Origin of the sequence: Chitinophaga sp. CF418, from assembly GCF_900142925.1 — a bacterium.
Lineage (GTDB): Bacteria > Bacteroidota > Bacteroidia > Chitinophagales > Chitinophagaceae > Chitinophaga.
The window spans coordinates 54,253-72,019 of record NZ_FRCN01000014.1 but is presented as its reverse complement, the minus strand read 5'-3'; the positions used below and the strand labels follow the sequence as shown (position 1 = coordinate 72,019).

The 17,767-nt window shown below is 45.4% G+C and carries 12 protein-coding genes; 6 read left to right on the top strand and 6 right to left on the bottom strand.

What is annotated here, in order from left to right; translation table 11 throughout:
- Window positions 1-63 precede the first annotated feature (63 nt).
- Both F3I09_RS26645 and F3I09_RS26640 read left to right on the top strand, forming a co-directional pair.
- The gene (locus tag F3I09_RS26645; protein WP_188133970.1) at window positions 64-1,539 is read left to right on the top strand and encodes a T9SS C-terminal target domain-containing protein; all 1,476 of its coding nucleotides are present in this window, start codon (window positions 64-66) and stop codon (window positions 1,537-1,539) included.
- A 191-nt stretch (window positions 1,540-1,730) separates the two neighbouring features.
- Window positions 1,731-2,828, top strand: a complete 1,098-nt coding sequence (locus F3I09_RS26640; RefSeq protein WP_149698105.1) for a M57 family metalloprotease — start codon at window positions 1,731-1,733, stop codon at window positions 2,826-2,828.
- Window positions 2,829-2,879: 51 nt separating this feature from the next.
- On the opposite strand, the gene ppsA is transcribed toward F3I09_RS26640, so the two are convergent.
- Window positions 2,880-5,315 (bottom strand): phosphoenolpyruvate synthase, encoded by a 2,436-nt coding sequence (gene ppsA, locus F3I09_RS26635; protein WP_149698104.1) that lies wholly within the window; start codon window positions 5,313-5,315, stop codon window positions 2,880-2,882.
- Between the two features lie 178 nt (window positions 5,316-5,493).
- Between ppsA and F3I09_RS26630 the strand changes: the two genes are divergently transcribed.
- On the top strand, window positions 5,494-6,018 hold the full coding sequence (locus F3I09_RS26630; protein ID WP_149698103.1) for an Lrp/AsnC family transcriptional regulator: 525 nt from the start codon (window positions 5,494-5,496) through the stop codon (window positions 6,016-6,018).
- Window positions 6,019-6,486: 468 nt separating this feature from the next.
- Window positions 6,487-9,723, top strand: coding sequence for a carboxypeptidase regulatory-like domain-containing protein (locus tag F3I09_RS26625; RefSeq protein ID WP_149698308.1), 3,237 nt, complete (start codon window positions 6,487-6,489; stop codon window positions 9,721-9,723).
- 341 nt (window positions 9,724-10,064) lie between these two features.
- Here the strand turns inward: F3I09_RS26625 and F3I09_RS26620 are convergent, their stop codons facing one another.
- The 4 genes from F3I09_RS26620 to F3I09_RS26605 form a co-directional block, all read right to left on the bottom strand.
- On the bottom strand, window positions 10,065-10,472 hold the full coding sequence (locus tag F3I09_RS26620) for a hypothetical protein (RefSeq protein WP_149698102.1): 408 nt from the start codon (window positions 10,470-10,472) through the stop codon (window positions 10,065-10,067).
- A gap of 79 nt (window positions 10,473-10,551) precedes the next feature.
- Window positions 10,552-10,863, bottom strand: a complete 312-nt coding sequence (locus F3I09_RS26615; RefSeq protein ID WP_149698101.1) for a YHS domain-containing protein — start codon at window positions 10,861-10,863, stop codon at window positions 10,552-10,554.
- Window positions 10,864-10,884: 21 nt separating this feature from the next.
- Complete coding sequence (locus F3I09_RS26610) at window positions 10,885-11,118, bottom strand: hypothetical protein (protein WP_149698100.1); 234 nt, start codon at window positions 11,116-11,118, stop codon at window positions 10,885-10,887.
- 174 nt (window positions 11,119-11,292) lie between these two features.
- The gene (locus F3I09_RS26605; protein ID WP_149698099.1) at window positions 11,293-13,353 is read right to left on the bottom strand and encodes a M13 family metallopeptidase; all 2,061 of its coding nucleotides are present in this window, start codon (window positions 13,351-13,353) and stop codon (window positions 11,293-11,295) included.
- 142 nt (window positions 13,354-13,495) lie between these two features.
- Here F3I09_RS26605 and F3I09_RS26600 point away from each other — a divergent pair, with 142 nt between their 5' ends.
- Window positions 13,496-14,026 (top strand): hypothetical protein, encoded by a 531-nt coding sequence (locus F3I09_RS26600; RefSeq protein ID WP_149698098.1) that lies wholly within the window; start codon window positions 13,496-13,498, stop codon window positions 14,024-14,026.
- 37 nt (window positions 14,027-14,063) lie between these two features.
- Window positions 14,064-15,323, top strand: a complete 1,260-nt coding sequence (locus F3I09_RS26595) for a replication-associated recombination protein A (protein ID WP_149698097.1) — start codon at window positions 14,064-14,066, stop codon at window positions 15,321-15,323.
- Here the strand turns inward: F3I09_RS26595 and pbpC are convergent.
- Window positions 15,320-17,701 carry a penicillin-binding protein 1C gene (gene pbpC / locus F3I09_RS26590; protein ID WP_149698095.1) on the bottom strand — a complete coding sequence of 794 codons (2,382 nt, stop codon included), beginning with the start codon at window positions 17,699-17,701 and terminating at the stop codon, window positions 15,320-15,322. The genes F3I09_RS26595 and pbpC overlap by 4 nt on opposite strands.
- Window positions 17,702-17,767 lie beyond the last annotated feature (66 nt).

Here is a 17,767-nt window from a genome sequence, read left to right as displayed (position 1 = left end):
CATACAGCTAATATTCCTATAACATTTAATCTATTTTTTTGGTAAAAATTAATTTCTAATTCTATGAGAAAAATGAACACATCGGTTTTGCTTATGGCTGCTGCGTTGGCTACAACTTTCGTAGCTTGTAAGGACGATGATAAAGTAGACCCAACACCGGAGAAACCGAAATCAACCGTTGAATTAAAAGGTAAAATTTCTGCGAACAGAACTCTTTCAAAAGATACTATCTACCTGATGAAGGAATATGTGTATGTTGTAAACAACTCTACACTGACTATCGAGCCAGGTACAACCATTCTCGGTGGAACTGTAACTACAACTACCGGTGGTACGCTGATCATCACTGCTGGTTCTAAGCTGATCGCTAAAGGTACTGCAGATGCTCCGATCGTATTTACTTCTTCTAAAGCTCCTGGTGCACGTAAGAAAGGTGACTGGGGTGGTATCATCCTGTTAGGTAAAGCAAGCACAAACAGAGGTGCTGATAAAAGAAACGTAGAAGGTTTACAGGAAGTTGATGCAACTGTTAGCCTGACTTATGGTAACCCTACCGGTGCTACTCAGGGTGATGACAATGACAACTCTGGTACTCTCCAGTATGTTAGGGTTGAATTTGGTGGTATCGCACTGTCCAGCACTCCGGATAGCGAAGTAAACGGTGTTACTTTCTACGCTGTTGGTGCTGGTACTACAGTTGATCACGTACAGGTTAGCTACTCTGGCGACGATGCTTTCGAGTGGTTCGGTGGTAATGTAAACTGTAAATACCTGGTTGCTTACGGCACACTGGATGATAACTTCGATATGGATAGCGGTTTCAAAGGTAAACTGCAGTTCTGCGTGGCTTTACAGGATCCAGCTGTTTCTGATGTAGTAAGTCTGTCAAATGGTCTGGAAGTTGATAACCTGAATGGTGCAAACGGTAGCACTCCTTTCACTCACCCAATCATTTCTAACCTGACTATCGTTGGTCCTGGTGCTGCTACTGGCAACGGAGATTATTTCTACGCTGGTGCAAGATGGAGAAGAGGTTCTACTTTCACTGTAGCTAACTCCGTATTCTCTGGTAATCCGGTTGCTATTGATGTTGAGAGTAAAATTGCTCAGGACTCTCTGTCTGCTGGTAACTCTAAAATTACCAACTCTGTATTCCAGGTTGGCGGCGTAAGCCCTATATCCAGCGCCCGTGGTGCAGGTGCTACTGCTATCGGACCTGTATACTTCGATGCTGATACCAAAGATGCAAGCTACCTGAATGGTGCTGCTATTCTGAACCTGATCGTGACTGTAGCTAGCAAGAACGATACTCTGAAAGGTCTGGCTGATGTATTTGCTAAAGTTCCATCTGCTGCATCATTCAAAGCTACCAACACTGAGTTCGCGCTGAAAACTGCAAAAACTGCCGTATTCACTGCAGACTTCGATGCTTTCTTTGATAAAGTTAACTACGTTGGTGCGGTAGATCCTGCTAATCCATGGACTAAACAATCCTGGATCAACTGGACTCCAAACGAAACAGTATACGTAAAAGAGTAATCTTTTTATATAACTGCTTATCAGGAGGGATAGACCTTGGGTCTGTCCCTTTTTTTTGTTATATCCTCCTTGCTTTCACTTTTTACCTGATGCCCTTAACGATTTCTTAATATTCACTTTAATAGAGAAACTCTAACTTGATCCATTGATATACCCTAATTATTTGTTAACATTTTTAATTGAGCCCTCAAATGAAAATCACTTCCTCGCTACTCATAGTAGCGCTCTTACTTTCATTTTGTTTTGTTGCCTGTAAGAAAAACGACATCTCTCAGACCGCGACGCCAAAAGAAGACCAGGAACGTATTGATGAAAAGTACCTTGCAAAGATTGCAAAGCTTGGACTTGATATATCTTCCGTAAAATGCTATGATTCTATCTTTGTCGTAGAAGGCGATATTGCATTTTCAAAAAAGTTTCTGGACACCTTCTCCGCTCCTGTTGTAAGCCCTAACGACCGTCATGCTTACACCGACCAGTTGTTATCTATAAATAATATCAGGATATATACATCACAGCCATGGTGGTCTAATAGTACTTACTATTCTGCTTTGAACAGGGCATTGTATGAATGGAATTCGGCAGGTTCCAATCTTAACTTTCATATGCTGTTCCAAACGGATCAGGGATATGACTGGAACCTTATTTTTACAACGCTCCCTTCAGGTATGCTGGCATGGGCTGATTTTCCCGGACTACCGAATATGAATGGTGTGCCAGGTTATAATATACTTGTCGACCAGAATTATATCAATTCATTGAATCTCTCCAGTAACCAGATCAGCTGGATATTGACACATGAAATAGGGCATATGTTGGGATTGCGTCATAGCGACTGGGACCTCTATGGTGAGCCTAACAGCGAGAATGGTTATTATTTCGGGGCAAATTATTTCTCTAACATCGCGGTACAGGATCCTAATTCTGTTATGAGGAAAATCTTCTCTGCCAGCATTGATGGTAATACCCTATTGAGCGCTTATGACAGGTTAGCGGTAAATACATTGTATCCGCTTAATTCCTGTAATCTGCAGACATTCATCAACCGTCCTTCTGTAGTTTCTTCGGGAGAAGCTTCCGGAACACTGTATCCTTCATACAGAGGGCCTCTTAATTTTATAGAATGGCAGATCACAAATAGTGCGACCGGTTATAACTATACTTCAACTGATTCTGATATAGAATTCCAGGTGCCCAGCCTGGCCCCTGGCACTTATGTGTTCAGGACGAGGATCACCACATCTAACTGTATAAGCAGTTGGGCAAGCAAGACAATTACTATTCAATAGGCGCAGTAACAGCGGGTACCATCACGGTACCCGCTGTCCTGCTTATATAGACTATACGTAAGGGATTTGCGCTTGTTCTTTCATTACTTCCGCTTCATGGATAGCTTTTACTGTTTTGAGCAGTGCATCAGGCGTCACTGAAATGCTGTCAATGCCTTGCTCCACGAGGAACTTTGTAAAGTCCGGGAAGTCAGACGGCCCCTGGCCGCAGATGCCCACTTTAACCTGGTGCTTTTTGGCTGCTGTAATCAGCATGCTGATCATCCTTAATACTGCAGGATTACGTTCATTGTACAAGCCCGCGATCAGAGCGGAATCACGATCCAGTCCCAGTGTGAGCTGTGTGAGATCGTTGGAACCTATGGAGAAACCATCTATATGTGCAGCAAATTCTTCGGCCATCATAATGTTGGAGGGTATTTCTGCCATGAGATATACTTCCAGTCCATTCCGGCCTCTTTCTATGCCATATTGCTTCATAGTATCCAGCACCAGCAGCAGTTCATCCACAGTTCTGCAGAAGGGGATCATCACCACAACATTCTTCAGCCCCATTTCTTCTCTCACTTTTTTGATAGCCTTACATTCCAATTCAAAGGCTGCCTTGTATTTCTCAGAGTAGTACCGTGATGCACCGCGCCAGCCGATCATCGGGTTCTCTTCTTTCGGCTCAAAATATTTTCCGCCTAAAAGATTATAGTATTCATTGCTCTTGAAATCAGAGAAGCGCACAATGACCTTACCCGGATGGAAAGCAGCAGCAATCTTTGCGATACCGTAGGCGAGTTTCTGTACGAAGTAGGATTCCTCATCTTCATAACCTCTGATCAGTTGCATGATATCCGCAGTCAGGGTCGGATCATTCAATGACCGGTGATGCAGCAATGCGAGAGGATGGACTTTTATATAATTGTTGATGATGAATTCTTCCCTGGCCAGCCCCACGCCCTTGTTAGGCAGGTGTGAAAACTGAAAGGCCATAGCGGGTGACGCCACATTCAGCATTAGTGCTGTTTTAATCTCAGGCAGTTCCCGCAGGTCGAAGGAGTTTTCTTTGAAAGGTATCAGGCCCTCATAGATAATGCCTTCATCTCCTTCAGCACAGCTGATGGTAATATCCTGTCCGGTGGAGAGTAGTTCTGTTGCATTACCACAGCCAACGATGGCGGGGATGCCCATCTCCCTGGCTACAATGGCTGCATGACAGGTTCTGCCGCCTTTGTTGGTGACAATAGCTGCCGCCATTTTCATAATAGGCTCCCAGTCAGGGTCAGTCATGTCTGTTACCAGTACGTCGCCAGCCTTGAATTCAGTTCCTTCGGTGACGCGTTTATCAAGGGAAAACAGGATGTTGACTTTTCCTGAGGCGATCTTATCTCCTACCGCTATCCCTTTCAGGAGTGGCGTAGCGCCGCCTTCAATGGTATATGAAGTAATGGTGTTATGCTCCTTTTGGGAATGGATGGTTTCGGGACGGGCCTGCACAATGAACAATTCATTGCTCAATCCATCCGTGGCCCACTCGATATCCATCGGGCACCATTTACCTTTTAATTGTGAATAATAGTCTTCTATCTTGCATACCCATTCCGCCAGTTGCATAATTTGCTTATCTCTCAGGCAAAACCGTTGCTGATTGCCTTTTTCAACGTTTATCACTTTCGTGCGCTGGTCGTTACTTTCTCCATAGATCATCATCTTATCTTTGATGCCCAGGCGTTTTTCAATGATAGGTGAGTACTTACCATTGATTGCGGGTTTGAATACGATGAACTCATCGGGGGACACTGCTCCCTGAACGACCATTTCTCCCAGGCCGAATGCACCATTGATCACCACAACGTCTTTAAACCCGGATTCCGTATCCAGGGAGAAGGCTACGCCTGCGGCGCCAAGGTCGGAGCGTACCATCTTCTGCACACAGACAGAGAGACCGATACTGAAATGATCATATCCAAAGTTCTGACGGTAACTGATGGCCCTGTCAGTGAAGAGAGAGGCAAAGCAGTTACGTACGGCATCTATAAGAGCGGCAGGACCGCGTACATTCAGATAGGTTTCCTGCTGGCCGGCAAAGGAGGCGTCCGGCAAGTCTTCGGTAGTGGCAGATGAGCGCACAGCTACGTCAGTGATATCCTGGCCGTATTCTCTCGACAGCTCCATATAAGCGCTGATGATCTCAGTACTGAGTTCATGGGGAAATTTGGTGTTGCTGATGGCCTGCCTGATACGTTGACCAGCCCGGCGTAATGTAACCAGTGAATCGAAATCGATGCCTTCGATCTGTTCGCGGATGTATTCTTCCAAACCACTCTGGCGTAAAAACTGATAGTACGCAGTTGTAGTAATAGCAAATCCGGAGGGAATATTAATACCTGCCCTGGAAAGGTTAGCAATCATTTCCCCCAGTGAGGCGCATTTCCCGCCTACGATAGGGATATCCTCCAGGCCTAATGCCTGTAGAGGAATTACAATTCTTGTTTCCATTAATGAGATAAATTTTGGTGTATGATAGTTGGCGCTTTAGGATAAAGGTCATGATTATTGTATACAGAAATGCAGATACCAGCTAAAGCCGAAAACAAATCTACAATGGGTTGTGGTTCATGATTTTTTTTCTGAGGTAGTGTCTTTATTCTACGTATTTTTAGTAAAATATTCCCCAATGCATTTCACGTTAGATGAAACCGACCTACACATACTGGATCTGTTACAGGAAGATGCACGTCTCACCAACAAAGAAATAGCGGCCAAGCTGGGAAAATCAGTAACCTCCATTTTCGAAAGAATAAAGCGGCTGGAATGTGAAGGATATATAAAAGGATATGTAGCCATCCTGGATAGGAAGAGGATGGGAAAACATGTGACAGCCTTTGCTAATATTACACTAAAGGAACATGGGCATGATATCTTCCTGCTGTTTGAAGCAAAAGTGAACGCTTTCCCGGAAGTAATGGAATGTTATAAGATCAACGGACCTTATGATTATCTACTGAAAGTAATGGTGGCAGATCTGGAAGAATACGAATTGTTCATTACAAACAAACTTTCACGGCTGGAAGCCGTTAGCAGGATCAACAGTCTTTTTGTAATAGCAGAACCCAAACACGAAACGGCCCTGTCGCTGAGTACAGGGCAGATCATCAAAACAACAAAGCCTGGGAAAAAAGATGAGGGAGCTAACAGTTGAGAATATGACACAATACAGGAATCAGGCTTTAAGAATTGATATCATATGCCCGGAATCCGGTATGTAAGACGGTGGGGCTGAAAGAAATGTTACATTATGAAAAACTTAACATACTTAATAGCGAAAGTTAATATTAGGGTAACAATCCCTTAACACACGCTGTTTATTTTTGAAATAATGCGAACAAACTGGAAACCTATATAGCGAAATACCCTTTTTTGTTTCTGCATGCTGATAAGCTTGTATGGATAAAACATTGTCTGCTTCGTAACTCATGCTCCTGTATCTATGCCTGGAAACGAGTAGAAAAAGAACAAGCCCAACAGAAATTATTGCTCACATAGTTCAATGACTTAATCCATAAGTCATTGAATATGATACGTGCGTCCGTGTGTTAACATTAATTTAATATTGTGTTAACATATGCGTAATGTACCAGGGATAGGTTTGCGTCAAAATTCAAAAGACGTGAATAAGAAATTCTATTCATTATTGCTATTTGTAGGTATCCTTGTACTGTCTGCAGCCGGCTTAAAAGCACAGATCACTACTTCCCAGCTGACTGGGAAGGTTGTCAGCAGTAAAGGTGAGGCGTTGCCAGGTGTAACAGTGCTGGCAGTAAACACATCAACCGGTACGCGTTACGGAGCACAAACCAACGCGGATGGCCGTTACCTGATCAACAACGTAAATCCAGGTGGCCCTTATGTAATAACAGTTTCCTTCATTGGTTATAAAAAAGAAGAAAGACCTGACATTAACCTGTCATTAGGTAGCAGTACTTTCAACTTCCAGCTTACAGATGCCTCTACTGCCCTGAGCGAAGTGGTGGTAAAAGGCAATACTACCGGCAAATCCGGTGGGGCCTTTAAAATAGGCCAGAACCAGTTAAAAACCCTTCCTTCCATTAACCGTAGCTTCCAGGACTTTACGCGTGCTACTCCACAGAGTAACAACAACTCCTTCCTGGGTACTAACTACCGTTACAATAACGTAACACTGGATGGTGCTATCAATAACGATGCGATCGGCTTCAGCCCTTCTCTCGGCGGACAGAGCAACAGCTCCGGCCAGCCTGGTAGCAGTACCCGTTCCAACCCGGTATCTCTGGATGCGATCCAGGATATCCAGGTTTACCTGGCTCCTTACGATGTGAAGATCGGTAACTTCCTGGGTGGTAGTATCAACGCGGTAACCCGTAGCGGTACCAACGAGTTCCATGGTTCTGTATACGGTTTCGGCCGTAACGCTGGTATGATTGGTAAGAACAATGCCGGTGACGGTTCTAAACTGCCATCCGACTTCCATGATTACCAGACTGGTGTGAGATTAGGTTTCCCTATTATCAAGGATAAATTATTCTTCTTCACCAACGAAGAAATAGCACGCCGCCGTGACCCGGTTATCCTTGGCGCTGGTTCTGCAGATATGCCACTGATCACCGTACAGGAAGCAGATCAGATCCGTCAGCACATGCTGAGCCTGGATGTGACCAAGTCCGGTAAATACGATCCGGGAACTTATGGCAACACATCTATTTATGCCAATTCCAATAAATTCTTCAACCGTCTGGACTGGAATATCAATGATAAACACCAGTTGTCAATTCGTAACAATACCATCACTTCAAAGGCCACCAACCTGGAGCGCGACCAGCAGAACTTCCGTTTCAGCGGTATCGACTACAAACAGGTGAACAACCAGTCCTCTACTGTTGCTGAACTGAAAAGCCGTTTTACCAATACTGTTTCAAACAGTTTGATCATCGGTTATTCCAATATCCACGACTATCGTAACCCGACTTCAGATCCTTCACTGCCACAGATCCAGATCAAATCCAGAGGCGGTACCATATTCCTGGGTACAGACCGTGAAGCGTCTATCTTTGATATGAAACAGAAGACCTTTGAATTCACCGATAACGTGAACATCTTCAAAGGCAAACACAATATCACTATCGGTACACACAATGAGCTGTATAATATCACTTATGGTTTCGTGAACTCCTGGAATGGTCGTGTAGATTACGATAGCATTAATGCCTTCCTGGCTGATGCTCCGAGCCGCGTACGTGCTAACTTTAATTATACAGACAATTCCCGTGATTATATCATGGCGAATCCTCCTGCTAAGTTCAAGATCGGTATGTACAGCCTGTATGCTCAGGATGAGATCCAGCTGACTGACCGTTTCAAACTGACTCCTGGTATCCGTTTCGATTATACCAGCCTGCCTAACAGACAGGCCCTGAGCGATAAAACTACAAACGCTCCGGTAGATCCTAACTTTGGTACTACCTATAGCTACACGCAGCCAAGAAATATCAACAATAAATATCTGAATAACATCCAGATCTCCCCACGTCTGGGCTTTAACTTCGACATCAATGGAGATCAGAGCCTGGTACTGCGTGGAGGAACTGGTCTGTTCACCGGTCGTATTCCGTTCGCATGGTTAGGTTATGCATACTATAACAACGGTACTACCTATGGTGCATATGACAAACGTTTCAATCCCGCCGCGCCTCCGGCAGCAAATAGCAATCCTGTGAAAGTATCTGACCAGGGTGCAGCACAGTTTGTAGCTGCGCAGGGTGTTAACGTACATGACGCAACTGGTGCTACTCAGGTGGACCTGATCGACAACAACTTCAAAATGCCGCAGATGTGGAGAAGCAGCCTGGCGCTGGATTACTCTACAGAAAACAGATGGAGGTTCACAGTTGAAGGTATCTATACCAAAACTATCTATGATCTGAAATTCCAGCAGATCAACCTGGTGGATAATCCTACTTACAATATTTACGATACTGATAAGAAACAGCCAATCTACAGCGGTAGCAAAATCAACTCTAAGTTTACCAACGCTTACCTGCTGTCAAACACACACAAAGGTTACCGTTATGCTGTAACCGGTCAGGCAAGCAAAGCATTTGATTTCGGTATGAACTTCTCAGTAGCGTATACTTATGGCCAGTCTAAAGACATTACCAACGGTATCCGTAACTCAATGGAGTCTAACTGGCAGCTGAACCAGGCGCTGAATCCAAACGATCCGCAGCTGGCTTACTCCAACTTCGACATCCGTCACCGTATCGTAGCTACTGCTAACTATAAACTGGATTGGGAACATAAAGGCCGTTTTATTTCTAACTTCTCCCTGTTCTTCAATACATCTTCCGGTTTACCGTTCTCTTATGGTTTCGTGAATGCTACCATCCAGGGTACTCCACAACAGGTTAGCTTAGTATATATCCCGAAAGATCAGGCTGAAGCACGTAAGTTCTTCGCTCCTGAAAACCAGGCGATGGCTGATGCGTTCTTCTCTTACGTAGAAAATGATAAATACCTGAGCACCCGTAAAGGACAGTTCACAGAGCGTAACGGTGGCCGTACTCCATGGAATACACAGGCTGACTTCCGTTTCACTCAGGACTTCAACTTCAAGGCAGGTAAGACCACTCATACCCTGACCCTGACTTACGATATCATCAACCTGACCAACCTGTTGAACAAGGATTGGGGAGTTCAATACTTCTCTCCAAATACATTCAACTCTACCGCAAGCGTAGGTCTGTCCAGCAAGACTGCAGGTTCTCCTTCCGCTTATCCGGTATACACCTGGTCTAATCCTGGTACTCCTTACTCCAGAGACTTCTTCTCGAGCAGGCACCAGATGCAGCTGGGCTTAAGATATAGCTTCTAAGAAATTAGGAATTAATAATTGGGACAGGGATAATGCAGCGATGCGTTATCCCTGTTTTGTTTTTGGGGGGATGGGAGGTGTTGAATTATGGGAGATTAAAACGTCCCGGATTCCCCCATTAAAATGAGGAATACGAACACGTGACCGCCTATTTGGGGCAGCATGCCAGTTAATCCCTGATTTGTTAATACGCTGATAATGTACCCGTAACACTCTCGTAATACTCGGGGGGTAACTTTATAATATAATTTGAACGTAAGCGTAGATTTTCATAAGCTGTTTTAATCGACGGTCCCGGGAATTATCCCGGGACTTTTTTTATCGTATTGCTTATGAGTGACTTACTTGTTGATGAGGATGAATTTGCGGCTGATCTGCTCTTTATTAATGCCGATTAACCAGTCATCTATGCGAATGCTGGTATCGCTCAGTTTTTCCACCTGGAGATATTGGGAAATGGAATCTTTACCGGTAACGATCAGTTTTACTTTATTGCCGGAAGGAATAACTTTATAAGTACCAGTGAAATGGTAACTCCTGGCATCAAAAACAAACTGGCCGTTGGCTCCAAAAACATAAAAAGCGGAATCTCCGGAAGAGATATTCTGCCAAACGGTGTCTGGTAGTGATAACTGTTGGGACAGTTGCCAGGCGCCGGTGACATCTACCGCAGGCGTGGGTTCCACGTCATTTTTCTCACAGCTGCAAAATAACATGAGTAGCAGCAAGCTGGTTAATAGTGATCTCATGCATAGGAGTTTGTAATTAGAACGCAAAAAACAGTACTAAGTTACATTGGGTAAGAGATAAAAAAGGGCTGGCGGTCGATTACAGTCCCAGCTTACCTGCGTACTTGTCCGGATTCTTATCAAATACACGTTTGCAGGTTGGGGAACAGAAATGAACTGTATCATTCTGATATACGCTCCATTCTTTATACATGGTATCATAAGGCATACCACATACAGGGTCCGGAAGTTTGCCGGCAATAGCCGCATTCTGGGCTGGTTCCTGTTCCGCAGGTTGGGTAGCGGCAGCACCACTGTCATTAGCTGGCTTTGTACCGGAATTACCGCAGGCAGTCATTAATGCCACCAGCAGGAGTGTATAGGAGATATTCAGTAGTTGTCTCATCGTCATAATAGGTTGCGTTTAAAGGAATCAGGCAACAGTTTTGTTGTCATTATTAATACGCATTACCAATATGCGAAAGTATATTTTCAGTGTAAAGGCCAGTACTAAACTTCCCGCCAGGCTCAGGGCAATAATGGCTCCTGTAGTGGTGGTCAGCAGGTAGGCGCCCAGTTTGGGTAAATATGGGAGAAGCATCACCACTAAGGTGAGGACCAATATATTGCGGATCTCTGTGCGATATTGTTTCAAAATGCCGGTCATTGTTACTGTTTTAATCCGGTGAATAATAAGCAAAATTAAGACATAATGAATAGAATGTATTGTATAAATCCCGGAGATTGATGATTGGTTTGCGGTAAAAGCAGTGATTTTACTTAAAATAATAAAGGGGGCCCGGTTTTACGCGAGCCCCCTTATTATTTCAAGTAAAATAGCTTACCAGATCACAACACGTTTATCGTCGGTCAGGCACATTTTGCTACCGGGAGCGCAACCCCAGGCATCAGCAAAAGCTTTCATGTGAGGCAAAGGTCCGTTGATACGATCTCTGGCAGGAGAATGCGGATCTGTCTGTATCTGGTTACGCAGGGCAGCTTCAGTGGTATTAGCATGCCATACCTGCGCCCAACCCAGGAAGAAACGCTGTTTCCAATTAAACCCGTCGATCAGGGCTGGCTCAGGTTTACCTTTCAGGGATTTTTCCAGCGCGCTGTAAGCCAGTGTCAGACCGCCCAGGTCAGCAATGTTTTCACCGATGGTCAGTGCTCCATTGATAAAGAAGCCTTTCTGCACCTCAATGCTGCTGAAATAGTTGATATAGCGTTTGGCCAAGGCCATGAAGTTCTTACGGTCGGCATCTGTCCACCAATTCTTCAGGTTACCATCTGCATCGTACTGGGAACCCTGATCGTCAAAGCCATGGGTGAACTCGTGACCGATCACCGCAATAATACCCCCGTAGTTGATGGCATCATCAGCATCTGCATTGAAGAATGGCGGCTGAAGGATACCAGCTGGAAATACCACTTCGTTGTTCAGCGGGTTGTAATATGCGTTCACCGTCTGAGGTGTCATACCCCATTCAGCTTTGTCCACTGGTTTACCGATCTTATCGAGCGCCTCTTTATGTCCGTAATGAGCGGCAGAAACGAGGTTCTCAACCAGGGAGCCTGGTTTAATATCAATGGTGGAATAATCTTTCCATTTATCAGGATAACCGATCTTATAAGTGAAGGACGCCAGTTTTTTATGCGCCATCTCTTTGGTGGTAGCGCTCATCCAGGTCAGGCTGTCGATACGCTGTCCGTATACGGCGCGTACGTTCTCGATCATTTCAGATACCTTCTGTTTGGAGCTTTCAGGGAAATATTTCTTGGCAAATACTTTTCCCAGCGGCATACCCATGATACCGTCGGTAGCGCGGATAGCGCGTTCCAGGCGGAGGCGCTGTTGTTTGGCGCCACGCATTACAGTAGCAAAGAAGTGGAAATTCTCGTCGTCTATCGGTTTTGACAGATAGCTGGCAAAATGAGATAATACCTGCCAGCGCATCCAGGTTTTGAGTGTTTCAGGAGAGGTGCCCTTTAACAGCATGGATACATATGTCAGATACTTTTTGTTCTGGAGGATCATAGTATCGGTCTTGATACCCTGTGTACCTGTAAATACATCCCAGTCAAAGTCCGGGGCCAGTTTCTTTAATTCGCTGTAATGTGCTTTATTGTAGGTTGCCACAGGGTCGCGCAGTTCCACGTTGCTGAGCTGGAGCTTCGCTACTTTGGTTTCGAAATCCAGGATGGTCTTACCTGGGTCCGCATCCTTAAAACCTGCCTGTGAGAATTGCTTGTTGATGTGGCTTACAAACTCATTACGCACCTCTGCTGTGCTGGAGTCAGGCCTTTCATAATAGCTTCTTTCACCAAGACTCAAGCCATCCTGTACCTGGTACACGGCATTCATCTTACTGTTACGGCCATCTGCATCAACACCAAAGTTCACGACGCTGGGAATACCGATCATTTCCAGTTCGCCGGATACTTTTGCAAAATCTGTAAGGTTCTTGATACCGTTAATCTTATCGAGGTAAGGCTGCAGGGGCGTTATACCCAGTTTTTCGATAGTGGCAGTATCGAGGAATGAGCGGTAAAAGTCGGAGATCTGCTGCTCTTCCGTTCCCTTTTTCAGATCTTTTTGCTCTGCCAGGGCAAGAATGATGCCTTTCAACCGTACTTCTTTATTTTCCTTATCTAGTACATTGAAGGCGCCCCAACGGCTTTCAGTTGAAGGAATAGGATTGTTTTTTTTCCAGCTGCCATTTACAAACTGGTCAAAATCATCGCAAGGCTTTGCGGTTGAATCAATTGAACGTACTTCGAAAGCGGGGACTTTGGTTGTGTCTGGTCCTGCCTGTGTCTGTTTGGTGGTGTTGTTGTTACAGGCCGCCATAAGGGATACAGCTGCCAGCAATGGAAGATGTAAAGCGTATGTGCTCTTCATATGTAAACAGGTTTAGTAACTCAATATAACTAAAACATCCCATGCAGACGCATCGCTTTTTTATAGACGGCAGCAGGTCAGGTAGTATACTGGGTGGTTTGCCGGTTGTTTAGTAGGTTTGTAATCTGTAAAAATGGAATACATGACTTTTAGATTTAAATTGTTTAAGGCACTGACAGGGATTAACTTGTTCATCACAGGATTCTTTCTGCTGCTGAATTTCACATCCATGCTGATGGGGGCATTCGGCCAGGGATTGGTCTCCATTGTTATGTTCGGCGGGGTTTTTATTCATGCCATCCTCTCGGCATACCTGCAAAGGAGCCTCCAGGAACCCGGTTTTACACTAAAAGAAAACACACCCGGCGGTATCCGTATCATGGGTGGTTACTCAATATTGGTAGGAGCTTTTATGCTGATCGGCGCCATTGCTATTTTTGCCTATAAGGACCTGTACATAAAAGAAATGAGCAGCCAGATGAATGATGAACAGCTTCACCAGCTGGAATCCATGAAGGGACTAATGGATAAAATAATAACCGGGATGCAGATCTTCCTCTTCCTGTATGGCAGCACAATCATAGTGAATGCTTTGTTATCCTTGTCCTTCCTGCAACAATGGAAGAAAAAGCAGGAAGACGACAAACATATTGATCTTGATCTGGATGCATGATGTCTGAGGCATCCCAAACACTTAATATTACTGTATAATGGAACCATTAGCCGAGCGAATAAGACCGGAGACACTGGATGAGCTGGTGGGACAGGAACACCTGACCGGCAAGGACAGTATATTACGTACTGCCCTGCGGCAGGGAAAGATCCCTTCAATGATCCTGTGGGGGCCTCCGGGCGTAGGTAAGACCACCATTGCCAATATTATTGCACATACACTGGATGTACCCTTTTATACACTCAGTGCTATTTCTGCTGGTGTAAAAGAAGTACGTGAAGTGATCGAGGTAGCCCGTAAACAGGGCTATGCCGTGCTATTCATTGATGAAATACACCGGTTCAATAAATCGCAACAGGATGCCCTGCTGGGGGCTGTTGAAAAAGGTATCATTACACTGATAGGCGCCACTACAGAGAATCCTTCCTTCGAGGTCAATTCCGCATTGTTGTCCCGCAGCCAGGTATATGTACTCAAGCCACTTAGTGAAGCCGAGTTGTTACAGCTGCTGCATCAGGCTATGAAACAGGATGAATGGCTGGGCAGTAAACAAATAGAACTGAAGGAAACCACTGCCTTGTTTAATATCTCTGGTGGGGATGCCCGTAAGCTGCTTAACCTGTTTGAACTGGTGGTAAATACCCTGCAAAATGAAATGCCCATCGTAATTACCGATCAGAAGGTGATGGACATTGCGCAGCAGCGCGTAGCGATCTATGATAAGACAGGTGAACAACACTATGACATCATCTCTGCATTTATCAAATCTGTTCGTGGAAGCGATCCCAATGCAGCTGTATACTACCTGGCGAGAATGATAGAAGGTGGTGAGGATGTGAAATTCATTGCCCGCCGCCTGGTGATACTGGCATCTGAGGATATTGGCAACGCCAATCCCAATGCTTTGCTGCTGGCTACCAGCTGCTTTCAGGCGGTAGCCATGATCGGTTATCCGGAAGCAAGGATTATCCTTTCCCAATGTACTACTTATCTGGCCTCGTCTGCGAAGAGCAATGCCGCGTATATGGCCATTAATAATGCAATGTCTGTCGTGTCACAGACCGGCGACTTGCCAGTGCCAATGAATATACGTAATGCGCCTACCAAGATGATGAAGGACATGGGATATCATAAAGGATATGAATATTCTCATGACTATGAGAACAATTTTTCTCCGCAGGAATACCTGCCGGACAGGATCAAAGGCATGAAGCTCTATGACCCCGGCAAGAATGCGAGGGAGGATGAAATGAGAAAACACCTGCGCAGCTTATGGAAGGAGAAGTACGGTTACTAATCTTCGTTCTTCTTCTCCAATGTCTCAAATGATACATGGATCTGTTCTCCCTGCTCATCAACCAGTGTGATGGTATGTTTACCCGCAGCGGGATGCAGTGCTAACTGATGGAATTCCTGTGTGGTACCAATGTAATTGTTATCCAGGTGCCAGTAGATCTTCTCCGTTGCATTACGGTGTGTTGCCGTAAATACGGCCTCTCCCGGCGTACCATCTATTTCTACAGGTACATAAATACGTGCGTTCGGTCTTGGATAAATCAGCTCCATAGGCGCCTTGTCGGCATTGAGTGTGGCCAGGCATTCCGCTTTATATGGTGGGAGTGGCAGGTAATTATGTTTCGAGCGATAGTAAAATTCCATAGCTGGCGGCAACACAAACCATGGTACATGCTGCATTTGAGATGGTGCTTCACAGTCTGCTGTGACGCGCCACTTGCCTGTATGATCAAGGTGTACCAGTTGATGATATGGGCATAAACCTGAGCGCAATCCACTGACTGGCACGGCAATAGAGTCTTTCTCCAGGCAAAGATCGCTGGCCCTGTAGCCACTTTGCCGGCAGACTTCTATCTTTTGCAATTTACTGTACGGCGTATTAAACCAGCTGCCGGTTTGTAGTAAGCGGAATACATCAAAAAGTATAGGCGCCGCTGTAGACACTCCTATCAGCCCTGGTCTGCCTTCGCCATCCGCATTGCCTACCCATACACCTACTACATATTGCGGTGTAACGCCGACAGCCCAACCATCTCTGAAACCAAAGCTGGTACCCGTTTTCCATGCAATACGCTGTGATGAAGAGAACTGCTGCCAGAGTAATTCTTCTCCCGGACGCATCACCTCTTCCATCGCCTGAAAGGTATACCAGATGGCGCCTGCATCCAGTATGCCACTGCTTGCCGGTGAATGTTTTGACACCAGTTTAGCACCCTGTATATAGTTCGGTGGATGGATATCATCTGCATCATATTTCCCGTTATACTGATCCAGGTGCAGCAGTGTACGGGCCATGCTGGCATACATGCCAGACAGTTCCCATAAATTAGACTCTCCGCCGCCGAGGATGAGTGAAAGACCGTAATGGTCAGCAGGTTGGGTCAATGTTGTCATCCCCATCTGCTTTAGCAATGCATGCAACCTTTCATAACGGTATTGCTGTAACATTCTGACTGCCGGAATATTGAGCGAACGTGCAAGGGCTTTACTGGCGGGAACTGCGCCATCGTATCCCAGGTCAAAGTTCTGCGGTGTGTAACCTGCTATCTGTGTAGGGACATCTGCTACCAGGGAATGCGGTAATATCATCCCATCATTCAGCATGGCTGCGTATAAGAAAGGTTTCAGCGTACTGCCCGGACTGCGTGGAGCCTGTATAATGTCTACATGGCTTTCCGTCTCAGGATCTTCCGGATGATACACATTGCCCACATAAGCAAGTGTATTACCTGTTTCTACATCCAGTACAATGGCGGCTGCATTGTTGATACCATTCGCTTTGTAGATACTATGATAACGCTCTACGATATTGCTGACATTCCTTTGCAATGATGCTTCCAGCGTTGTCCTGATACGTGTAACGGCTTTATTATCTTTTTGTGCCTGATAGTCTTTCCTGAACAGATCCAGTAAATGCGGTGCATCCTGTGGCAATGCTTTCGGTTGGTCGGGCAAAGGCTCCAGCTTGGCCAGCTGACAGGTCACGGTGTCAATCGTATTGTTCTGCCGCAACTTATCCAGCAGTTGATTGCGTTTTTGTAACAGGATCTGCCGGTTACGACCAGGATGTACAAGTGCAGGGCTGTTCGGCAGTACTGCCAGTGCTGCTGTTTCTCCCCAGGACAGTTGTGTTGCGCTGCGGCCATAATACCGCCAGGAAGCGGCTTCCAATCCGACCACATTTCCTCCGAAGGGAGCATTGCCAGCGTATAATGATAAAATACTTTTCTTGGAATAAGAGAACTCCAGCCGGGTTGCCATGACAGCTTCTATGAGCTTCTGCACAAGCGTACGCGGCTGATTACGCGATAGGCGGATCACCTGCATCGTAAGCGTGCTGCCTCCGCTGACAACTCTTTTTCTGCTGATGTTTTGCCTGATAGCCCGACCTAAAGCCAGCATATCTACCCCCCAATGATGATAGAAACGTTTGTCTTCATAGGCAACAATGCATTTGGCAAATTTATCGGGTACCTGTTTGTCTGCCGGGAAACGCCATTGTCCGTCGGTAGCAATAGTAGCACTTAACAGCTCTCCGTTACTGTCTTCAATCACGAATGAGGTTGGTGTGGTAAATAGACGGGAAGGTATACAGACGATGTAAAGGATAAGGAGCAGGGCTGTGGCAAGAAGCCACCATTTTCGTTTTCGGAACCACATGAGGTAAAATTAGGAATAAGAATCAGGAATAGGAATAAAATGTAGGGGCCTGTTGTAGTATAAAAA